Consider the following 9,753-nt stretch of genomic DNA (forward strand, 5'->3'; position numbering starts at 1 on the left):
CCAGGCACCGCCCACCACTTCATTCGAGGCGTCTTCACGGATCAATCCGTATGCGACAAGTGATCGTTCTGGGTTCGCATCATTTGGCAAGTTCTCCTCTTGCGGTCTCGACCTCGGTTGGAACAACGTCGCCTGTTCGACGCCCGCCAATTCTTGTGCGGTCTGAACGACACGAGCTTGGTATGACTCCGCAAGGGATCGATCGGACGAATCGGACGTCTTCGATTGATCAGCGAGCAGAATGATTTCCATGCATCGATACCGAAAGACCGATGCTGGAACGATCCGACAAAATAGAATGCCGAGCGTGTATCGCAGGCCTCGACCTGCCACAATCAGCGGCTCATCGCAGCTTGGCGAATCTGTCGAACCAAATCCGCATCTGGACGGCTCAACGTCATCACTTGTTCGCGTTGCTGGCCGTCAGGGTTTCGCAAAATCACGATCATCTCGGTTGCGGATGCCGCGGCAGAAGAGGCATCCGCACCGATTGCAGCACCGCCGCCATTCAGTTCGGCGGCGTTGAGTGCGGGGCCGCTGGCGAATTGGTTCGCAGGTGGTGTTCGTGCAGATTCCGATGCCGCCAATTGGTTGTTGATTGGCGTTTCGGGAGTGCCTTGGTACAGACGTCCCAACTGAATGCGTTCCAACTGCCAATGGACAGATCGCGGTCCGGTGTAGATTCCCAGATCGGATTTGTAATCGGCAGCATTGCAAACTCCGATCAACACGCCACGGTCGTCAAACAACCCGCCGCCACTGCGTCCATCAATGGGAGCCCCATCGATTTCAAGGTTGGAGGCGCCAATGTTTTGATTGTATTTGTCCACCCCAGTGATCCGAGTGTCACGGCGACTCGGATCGTCGCCTCGGTCGCACCCAAAACTGAAGGCGGTTTGGCCAACCTTGACCGTTTCACCCTCTTGGATGACCTTCACCGGCTCAACGGCAAACCCAGGTCGGATCGCGACCAAACCGATGTCACGATCGCCCGCGTCATAGTCGACGACTTGTCCGGCAACGGTCCGAACTTCTCCCGCGACAAACAAATCAACTTCAATCCGGTCCTTGCCTTCACCGTCGCGGAACAGGTGACCGCAGGTCAGCACCAAGGCTTCGTCGCCATTGGTGTCGATGATCGTTCCAGTTCCAGCCCCATACCCGCGACCGTCGAATACTCTCAAACGGACCGTCGCGGCTTTCGCTTTTTCGATGGCATCGGCCAGCGACATGCTGGGCATCGGTTCCATCATTGCGTCTCTTGCGCTCACCAATTGGGAGGGTGGTGAGTCAAATTTGCTGGGTGCTCTCCAGTCATCGACTGCGTCTAGCCCGCCTGCTTGGTCGGCACTGGTTCGTTCGTTTCGAATCGCACGCCGTGGGCTACGATCAACCGTGTTCTGTCCCGACGTCAGAGGCGCCAAGCGAGTTTGGGGTTCATTCCAAGCCGGTTGAGCCGAGGTACTGCGAGTAGGAATCAACGGGCCCGCCGCGGTTTGATTCAGAGCCGCCGACAGTTCGCTGACAGATTGCACGCCCAGCAAACGAGTGACTTCTTTGCCGTCTCGAAGCACCACATAAGTTGGGGTGCTACGGATTCCGAATCGGCGAGCCAAATGTGATTCTTTGCTGACGTCCACTTGGCGGACCGGAACTCCGCGAGCGATCAGTTCCGAAACGACCGGCTTCATCGCCAGGCAAGGTCCGCACTGAGCCGAAGAGAATTCCAACAAAATGGCGTCGTTGGAAGAAGCCGATGAAGCCAACGCCGAAAGAGCAAAGCACACAGACATGAACTGAATCATGAGATGCCGAGCAAACCAACGAATTTGCCGTGATCGGTCGAGAACGCCAGCCAGTTGATGAGTCGTTTGCACTCTCGTCCCTCCTTGGACGATGGATAAGTTCAATCAGCACCGAGCGTCTAGGATTCCTTCCTCACCATCCTTGGGACGAAGAAATCGACGTCGTGTCCGTCGCGCGATAGTCGGACATCCACGCGCACCACGGCAACCCCAATTGAATCGCCCGTCCGCCAAATCTTGAGCCTTTTTTCAAAGAATTGCGAAAAAAGGATCTTTCTGAGATCCGATCGTTGAAGTCGGTTTACGAGTCGTCTGAGCGTGCGATTGCCACTACTCCGCTTTTTCGAGCCCCGTGGCTTTGGCCTCTTTTTCAGCTTCTTCTGCCAATTTCTTCGCCGCTGCTTTTTTGGCTTCCGCGTTTTCCTGTTCAGCCCTTTTCTTGGCTGTCTCTTCCGCAGCGGCGAGCTCCGCTTTTTCTGCCGCCACCGGATCAGCGATGTAAGACTTCCCAGCTCGGTATCGATCCAAAATTTTGCCAGCGAACTCTTTCGCGTCCTCGGGAGCCGACTCGACAACCTTTTCCTGCCAACCCACCGCTTCTTCGAATTCGCCCTGCGCCGCCAAGGCGGCGGCGAGCGCCGACAAATCGCTGACGTTGCCGTAGCCGTTCAGCTCACACGCCCTCTTCGCCGCTTCCACCGCAGCGTCCGGGTCACGCAGCGATTCCTCGTCAGTGGTCGCCAACAACCAAGCCCGGTTTTGGTGAGCCAAGGCGTATTCCGGCGCCAACTCAATCGCCTTGTCGTAGTCAGAGAGAGCCTCTTTGGCTTTGCCGAGCTGATAACGGTTGTAGCCTCGGTTGTTCCAGGCAACCGGGTCTTTTTCGTTCAGTTCGATCGCGGCGGAAAAGTCAGCCGCTGCGGCAGCGTATTCATGCTGCTGGAATCGGATGTAGCCTCGTCCCATGATCGCTGCAACATCCTCCGGGTTGTCGTCCACGATCGCGTCGTAGTCCTGAATCGCTTTTTCCATTTCACCAGCGGACTTGTACGCAAGTGCTCTTTGGCGAAGCAGCCCAGCGTTTCCCTCCCGCACCTCGAGAGCTTGGGTGTAGTCGCCAATCGCGGCTTCAAATTCGCGTTGAGCCATCCGGACGGCGGCCCGATTGATGATCGGCGTGATGTCCTCGGGATCCAATTGCAAAGCACGTTCGTAATCTTTCACGGCCGCTTCATGTTCTCCGCGGGCGGCATAGAACAATCCGCGACTGCTGTAGGCGTGAGCTTCTTCGTATCCCTTTTCAATGGCCTTGTTGAAATCTTCCATCGCCTTGTCTTGCTCCCCGAGCGCCCACCACGCCGACGCACGGAGCGTATGGTAGCGGCCTTCTTCGGGGAATTCCTCAATCAGATCGGTGTAGATCTCAGTCGATTCGGCCAATTCCACCGCGTTGACTTTGTCGACCGCGCCTCGTGTCCCATCATGCGTGACGATCACATAGTCGTCGCCACGATCTTCCACGACCGTCAGCAAATCACCTTTGGCGATGACGTCGACGACTTCATTGTCTTTGGCAAATTGCATTTCAACGCGAGCGACAACGGGTTGCCCCGGCTTGGCAGCGAAACAGACTGCAGGAGAGATCACGCACGCCCATGCAATAACGGTGGCGTACGATCCGGTGCGGGCGACCCAACGGAGGGTGTCAAACAGGGCGTTCATAGATTTCTTCGAAAGGTGCATGGTTCGGTCGAGACCAACTCGTCTGATGTTGCTGGCCCCAAGACGGAGCCCCCTCCACGATCCAATCATTGGAGGGCGACAGTGTGCGATGAAAGAAATTTATCAACCAGAAACTCCTCTCACGAGGGACGCCACCGGGGAAAACGGAATGTTCCTCCGACTTTCCCGCTCGTGGTCGCCCCGTCCCCCATTTTCGGAGTCGCAACTGGTTGACGATGCGAAACCTACGTGCTGTAGGATGTCTGCGCGGATTGCAACGATTGTCCTCATTGCAACAATTAGGCGATTTTTTTGGACCTGAACGATTGTAACCGTCCCGGCCTGATCTAATCTGGTGCAGCAGAGCAAAGACACTCCCCCATCGACGAAGCTGTTCCCCACCCGCAGAAGATGGACAGACGCACAACATGCCCTCGCTCCGGGGCACTGAATCACACCCTTCCCGTGTGCCACCGAACCTCGATTGGCATTCGAATCCATCGTTGTTTATGACTCTTAGAGGAATCTCCCAGTGAAGTTTGGATCCACTTTTGCAGCCATTGTCGCGACATGCTTCGCTTCCATGGCTGTCACCACCATGGCTCAATGCATGCCATGCGGCGGATGCTCCGATCCCTGCGGTGCGACAGCCCCCGTTGTTAGCAGCGGTTGCGGCGGCGCAGTTGGTTGCGGACAAGGCTACGTCGTGCCCAGCCACACTTACTCGGCAGGCGTGGTTTACAGCAGCGGCCCATCCGTGATGAGCGGTTCAGTGGCCGCTTCCGCTGCCCCACTTCGCGAAACGATTTGCGAACCCGTGGTGGGGTACCGCGTTGTCATGAAGCCGACCTACGTGACGGAATCACGCATGGTCAACGTGACCGAAAACCAACCCGAAACTCGCTTCCGCACCAAGACCGTTTACAAGACGGTTCCTGTGACGGAAGAAAAGTACCGCACCAAAGTCGTCAACGTTCCCAAGACAGAAACCAAGACCATTACCTACTCGGTCTTGGTCCCCGTCAAGGAAGAGAAACAAGTCGAAGTCACCGAATCGGTACCACAGTGGTCTGAAATCCCAGAAGAGTACACGGTTCGCGTTCCAACCTTGGTCGACGTTCCTGAAACGTACACCGTCAAGGTTCCCAAGTTGGTCGATGAAACCTTCACCTACACCGTCAACGTGCCTCAAGCCGTGACGACTCAGAAGACCCGCACTGTGGTGAACGCCGTGCCTGTCACCAAGAGTCGCACCATCGAAGTGTCGGTTCCCAAGACGACCATGCAAACCGTCACCAAGGACTACGGCCACTGGGAAGAACAAGTCGTTGAAGTGGCCTCGGCCCCCGTTGCCACCAACGTCACTTACGTCGGCGGATGCGGATCGACTTCCTCGGTCGGTTCGGCTTGTGGTGGATCATGCGGACGCCGCTCGTGTGGATGTCGTTCGTGCGGCGGTTGCGTTTCCAAGTGTGGCGGATGCAGCACCGGTTGTGGCCAAGTCTACGCCGGCTGCGGTGGCGGGGTTTCCTACTCGGCTCCTGCGTCGACCGCTTGTGGTTCGACGACCAGCACGATCACCAAACGCGTTTGAGTTCCCAACGTGGTGACCGAAGAAGTTCCTGTCACGACCAGCACCACCGAATCGCAAGTCGTGAACTACACCGTTTACGAACAACAAGCGACAGAAGTTCCTTACGAGTGCACCACCATCGTTTACCAGCCCGAAACCCGGACTGGCACCAAACAAGTCGTGCAGTACGTCGATGAAACTCGCACGCGGACTCGCAAAGAAGTCCAGTACAACGAAGAAACTCGAACTCGTATTCGAAAGCAGTTGACCTACACCTCGGTCACCAAAACCGAAACGATCCCCTACGTCACCTACAAGACCGAAGAACGCACCAAGGAAGTCAGCTTCACGTTCAACGTTCCCGAATACACCGTCGAACCTTACTCGACGACTCGTTACGACCAAGTCGCCGAACAAGTTGTCGAAGAGTACACCGTCAGTGTTCCTGTCACTGTGACCAAGGAAAAGAAGGTCCAAGTCTGCAAGATGGTTCCGACTCTGGTTGAAGAAACCTTCACGCCTTGTGCTGAACCAGCCACCGTCGGTGGGTATTCATCCGGAGCAACCATCAACGTGGGACCATCGGTCATCATGGGCGGCAGCGGAGCGAGCGGATGCAGCACTCCGATCCACTATCAATCGGCTCCGTCGATTGGCAGCGGCTGCGGAAGCTGCGGCGCAACGGTCAGCGCATCGCCTTGCACCGGCTGCTAATTCGCCGAGCCACTCCACTTGGCAAGCAGAGCCCGCCCGCGAATTTCGTGGGCGGGTTTTTCATGCGCAGTGGGCTCGGTCGTCTCCGTGCAGACTACGGCCATGGAAACACCGCATGGCCGTCAACACCGCGTGCCCGCGAATGCTGAAACCGACTCACAAACGGCGGCTCACCCGAGTGCGGTTCAAGCCAACAACGATTCCAACGATTCCCGTCGAGTCGGTTTGTTCCAAACACCCGACACACCGGACCGGCGAGCCGCATCGACCTGAGCGGGAGTCGCCATGCCGGTCATCCAAATGTGCCGATATCCTTCACCGGACGATCTTGATTGCATTGGAAGAGGGCTCGACTCATCCGGCCGCCAAACCGAGTCATCCCAAATCACATGTGCGGATGAAAACCGATCCGCTCGCGTCAGCCGGTCACGACGCCACGTCATCACCGGCACGGTCTGACCTTGCTGGCCCGCGATGGAATCCACCGCATCAAAGATCGCGTCGGCGGTCGACCAGGATTGAGAAACAATCACCAAACCTTGCGAGGGTTTCGTGTTCAACGAATCTACCGAAGGCTGGGATTGACCGGATCGGTTCAGCCAAACCGGAAGCGTTTGCAAAGTGTCTCGCCAAGTGATGGTGTCGACCCAACCATCCTGCCCGGGAAGCCCCACGGAAGGAGCCACCAACGGCCCAAGCCATCTCAACACACTCGCGTGAGGTGCAATGCGTTTCACCTCACGAAGTTTCTCCGGTTCAATCGCATGCGAGCGATCCGACTGAGCCAACAGAACGTGAGTCAGCGGCAGTCGCGCAGGAGATTCCGCCAGCGAAGCAACATCCGGGTGAGTCGCGACGGCGTCCGCGTGCTGCTCACACAAAGCCTTCGTTTGCTGAGCCAACGGGGCCGACGAATCGCCAACCCAAGCGACAATGCGGGGCGCAGCAACCGTCGCGGAATCAGGCTGTGTATCCGATCGTGAGACAGATGCGTCCACCTCAGAAGGTGTGATTCTCATCGAGTGACATCTCGGCTTCGTTCAGGATTGCCCAAGCGTCTGCCGGCGTGTCACTTGCACGCACGCCCTCCAAGAAGGACTCATCGGAGACAATTCGGCTCAATTTCGCCAAAATACGCAGGTGAGAACTGTCGTCATAAGAGCAGATCAAAAAGAAAATGTCCGTCAGTTGCCCGGTGTCTGAGAACGCAACCGGCGTGGGGCAAATCCCCATCGCCAACACCGATTCGGCCAGGATGGATGTCTGCGGCCGGCGAGGGTGAAGCAAAGCGACACCACAATCGAGCGCCGTCGGGTGCAATTTTTCGCGACTGGCCACGGCTTCGGCCATCGTCGGTGCATCCCACAACATCCCCGTTCGGCTGGCCAGTTCGCACATGTTGCGGATGACACTGCCCCGGGTCCTAGCCACAAACGGGTTGGAAACCAACTCAACCGGGCAGATTTCCGCCAAGGTATGCGGCGGCGCCTCCGACTGCCGGTGCAACACCGCGCGGACCTCGTCCAGTTCGCCTTGGTCGCTCAATCCAATCCGTTCTTCCAACCAATGGTGGATCTCGGCTTCATTGAATTTCCAGTCGCCACCGACCCGGCGGCCAGGCAAGGTTCCTCTCGAAACCATCTTGAGAACTTGGTCCGGAGTGATGTGCAGGTACCGAGCCAATTGTGAAACGTCTAAATCTTCCATCGCTGGTGCTTCCTTCTTTCCAATGAATTGTTGATCAACTGAGTCAACGGCACTCAGATTTATCTTGACGAAAGTTCGTGAAAATCGCTAACTCGACTCAAGTTGTTGTTTTGACCGCGCCCGCCGAAATCAAAGTGCATCCCGTTGGCGAACCATTCTCATCACTTCGTCGCTCCGCAGTCGGGCGTCATCATAGGAGGATTCTCCCGAATCGTCCTCTCCTTGATGGCGGCTTCGTTGGGATGTGTCGTTGTCATGGTGGATTCGATGCCCGCCGTTGCACAGACCAACTATGGCGAGACCCCACAAACCAATCTCGCTCCGATTCAATCACCCGCCACGGGCGTCTCGCCCTACGGGCAGTCCACCGCCCCTTCGGCGGGCACTGCGAATGGCAGCTACGGCAGTTCGATTTACTCCAGCCCCAATTTTGCCACTCCGCCGCCTCCCAACACCGCGCCGGTTTCTGGCTCGCTGTTTGATCCCTATGCATCAGCAGCTTCCGCGCCAAATTCTTTCGCGGTGCCCCAGTACACACCGGCAACTCCTCCGGGAACCGCGCCTCTCGGATCCCCCGTTCCCCTGAATTCGACCACCGGAACTTACCCGCCGGCGACCGGAAACCCTGCGTATCCCAACGGAGGCCTGCTGAATGGGTTGTTCTCTGGCAGCATGTTCACCGGCGGTTCCACGGCGACTCCTTATCAGGGGGCCACTTATCAAGGCAGTGGATTCGCAACGGGGTACGGCACTGGGACCGCGGTCCCCTACGACGCCGGATCGATTTACGCCGGGGCAGCCCCAACCTATCCGGGAACGGGCATGCCTTACTCAGGGACAACTGTTTCACCCAACTCGACTCTCGCGCCTCCCAGTCTCAATCCCTATCCGTCTTCAGCTTACCCGTCGGGTTCTCCCTCGACGCTGTTCCCGGGTGGCTTCTCAGGATCTCCTTCCAGCCTTTTCCCCAGTGGATTCAGTTCGCCAGAAGCGATCAGTGCCTATCGGATGCTCAACGGGCCCCGAATTCGCCACACATTCATCGGAGGCGGGGACGGGCCCACCGAGTTGGGTTACAACCAAACCGACGCCTCCATCGGATTCGCCTGGCCCAACTTTCTGTTCAGCACTCGGCCTCTGTTTGTCGTTCCCTCGTTCTCGCTGTATTTGTTCGATGGCCCCGCCACACCAGCGAGTGCTCCAACCCGGATGTTGCCGAGCAGTGCCTACGCCGCTTCCCTCGATTTTGGCTGGCAAACCGATCCGAACCAGATCGTTGGCGCCGAACTGGGAGTTCGCGTGGGGGCCTACACCGACTTTGACACGTTCAACAGCGACAGCATCCGTGTGCTAGGAAAAGCCCTGGCAGCGTTTCGTTTGACTCCGACCTCGACGCTCAAGGGTGGCGTGTACTACTTGGATCGACTCGATACCAAGCTCCTTCCCGCGGGGGGACTGCTGTGGCAGCCTAACCCGTACACTCGATTCGACATTTATTTCCCTGAACCCAAACTCGCAAAATACTGGCGAACGATCGGAACGCGTGACGTTTGGTGGTACTTGGCCGGCGAATATGGCGGCGATTCTTGGACGCTCAGCGATACTGCGCTCGCTTCAGATGGCGAACGTGTCGATATCAACCAGATCAACGCGATGTTTGGGTTTGAATGGGGAAACTCGCAATTGTTGCAAACCGGTCAGCGTTCGGGATTCATCGAGGCCGGCATCTCGTTCGATCGAGAATTGCTGTACGAGCAATCGGTTCTGGGCAACACAAGCCTGGATGAAGCGTTTATCCTTCGAGCTGGGATCGGCTACTGAGCCGATTTTGCCACGGCAGCGAATTTGACGTTGCGTTCGCAGGGGGGCACGCTAGAATCCTGCGATTCAGAAACATTGGTCCACCGCGATCACAAACGATCAGGAAAGCATCAGTCGGTATGACGATTTCGAAAGAACGGAAAGAAGAAGTAATCAGCGAGCACGGCGCCGCAGCCGGAGACACGGGGTCTCCCGAAGTGCAGATCGCGATTTTGACGGAAAGAATCAACGGATTGACCGAACACATGCGAACCCACCGCAAGGATTATGCCTCGCGTCGCGGTTTGCTTGGTTTGGTGAGCCGACGTCGCCGTCTGCTGGATTACGTCCGTGGGCAAGACCCACAGCGTTACCTGGATATCATCGGAAAACTTGGTATCCGTAAATGATTCTGTGACCGGGTGGTCGACG

The 9,753-nt window shown here is 57.1% G+C and carries 8 protein-coding genes and 1 pseudogene; 4 read left to right on the forward strand and 5 right to left on the reverse strand.

Features of this window, described 5'->3' with window-relative positions; all coding sequences use genetic code 11:
* From ACF8AM_RS22775 to ACF8AM_RS22785, 3 genes and pseudogenes are all read right to left on the reverse strand, one after another.
* Window positions 1–252 (reverse strand): annotated as a pseudogene (locus tag ACF8AM_RS22775) (hypothetical protein); the annotation flags it as partial.
* A gap of 83 nt (window positions 253–335) precedes the next feature.
* Window positions 336–1,877, reverse strand: a complete 1,542-nt coding sequence (locus tag ACF8AM_RS22780) for a trypsin-like peptidase domain-containing protein (protein WP_392557856.1) — start codon at window positions 1,875–1,877, stop codon at window positions 336–338.
* Between the two features lie 258 nt (window positions 1,878–2,135).
* Window positions 2,136–3,527, reverse strand: a complete 1,392-nt coding sequence (locus ACF8AM_RS22785) for a tetratricopeptide repeat protein (protein ID WP_392557857.1) — start codon at window positions 3,525–3,527, stop codon at window positions 2,136–2,138.
* A 583-nt stretch (window positions 3,528–4,110) separates the two neighbouring features.
* Between ACF8AM_RS22785 and ACF8AM_RS22790 the strand changes: the two genes are divergently transcribed.
* Together ACF8AM_RS22790 and ACF8AM_RS22795 are read left to right on the forward strand one after the other, a co-directional pair.
* Window positions 4,111–5,121, forward strand: coding sequence for a heterocycloanthracin/sonorensin family bacteriocin (locus ACF8AM_RS22790; RefSeq protein ID WP_392557858.1), 1,011 nt, complete (start codon window positions 4,111–4,113; stop codon window positions 5,119–5,121).
* Window positions 5,122–5,130: 9 nt separating this feature from the next.
* The gene (locus ACF8AM_RS22795; RefSeq protein ID WP_392557859.1) at window positions 5,131–5,814 is read left to right on the forward strand and encodes a hypothetical protein; all 684 of its coding nucleotides are present in this window, start codon (window positions 5,131–5,133) and stop codon (window positions 5,812–5,814) included.
* A 185-nt stretch (window positions 5,815–5,999) separates the two neighbouring features.
* Here the strand turns inward: ACF8AM_RS22795 and ACF8AM_RS22800 are convergent, their stop codons facing one another.
* Window positions 6,000–6,833, reverse strand: a complete 834-nt coding sequence (locus tag ACF8AM_RS22800; protein WP_392557860.1) for a hypothetical protein — start codon at window positions 6,831–6,833, stop codon at window positions 6,000–6,002.
* A complete protein-coding gene (locus ACF8AM_RS22805; protein ID WP_392557861.1) occupies window positions 6,814–7,521 on the reverse strand; it encodes a PTS sugar transporter subunit IIA in 708 nt (235 codons plus the stop codon). The genes ACF8AM_RS22800 and ACF8AM_RS22805 overlap by 20 nt, the downstream gene beginning before the upstream one ends.
* A gap of 225 nt (window positions 7,522–7,746) precedes the next feature.
* On the opposite strand from ACF8AM_RS22805, the gene ACF8AM_RS22810 reads away from it, so the two are divergent.
* The gene (locus tag ACF8AM_RS22810; protein ID WP_392557862.1) at window positions 7,747–9,342 is read left to right on the forward strand and encodes a hypothetical protein; all 1,596 of its coding nucleotides are present in this window, start codon (window positions 7,747–7,749) and stop codon (window positions 9,340–9,342) included.
* Window positions 9,343–9,461: 119 nt separating this feature from the next.
* Window positions 9,462–9,731 (forward strand): 30S ribosomal protein S15, encoded by a 270-nt coding sequence (gene rpsO, locus ACF8AM_RS22815; protein WP_007329975.1) that lies wholly within the window; start codon window positions 9,462–9,464, stop codon window positions 9,729–9,731.
* Window positions 9,732–9,753 lie beyond the last annotated feature (22 nt).

This window comes from Rhodopirellula sp. JB055 (genome assembly GCF_043100905.1).
Classification (GTDB): Bacteria; Planctomycetota; Planctomycetia; order Pirellulales; family Pirellulaceae; genus Rhodopirellula.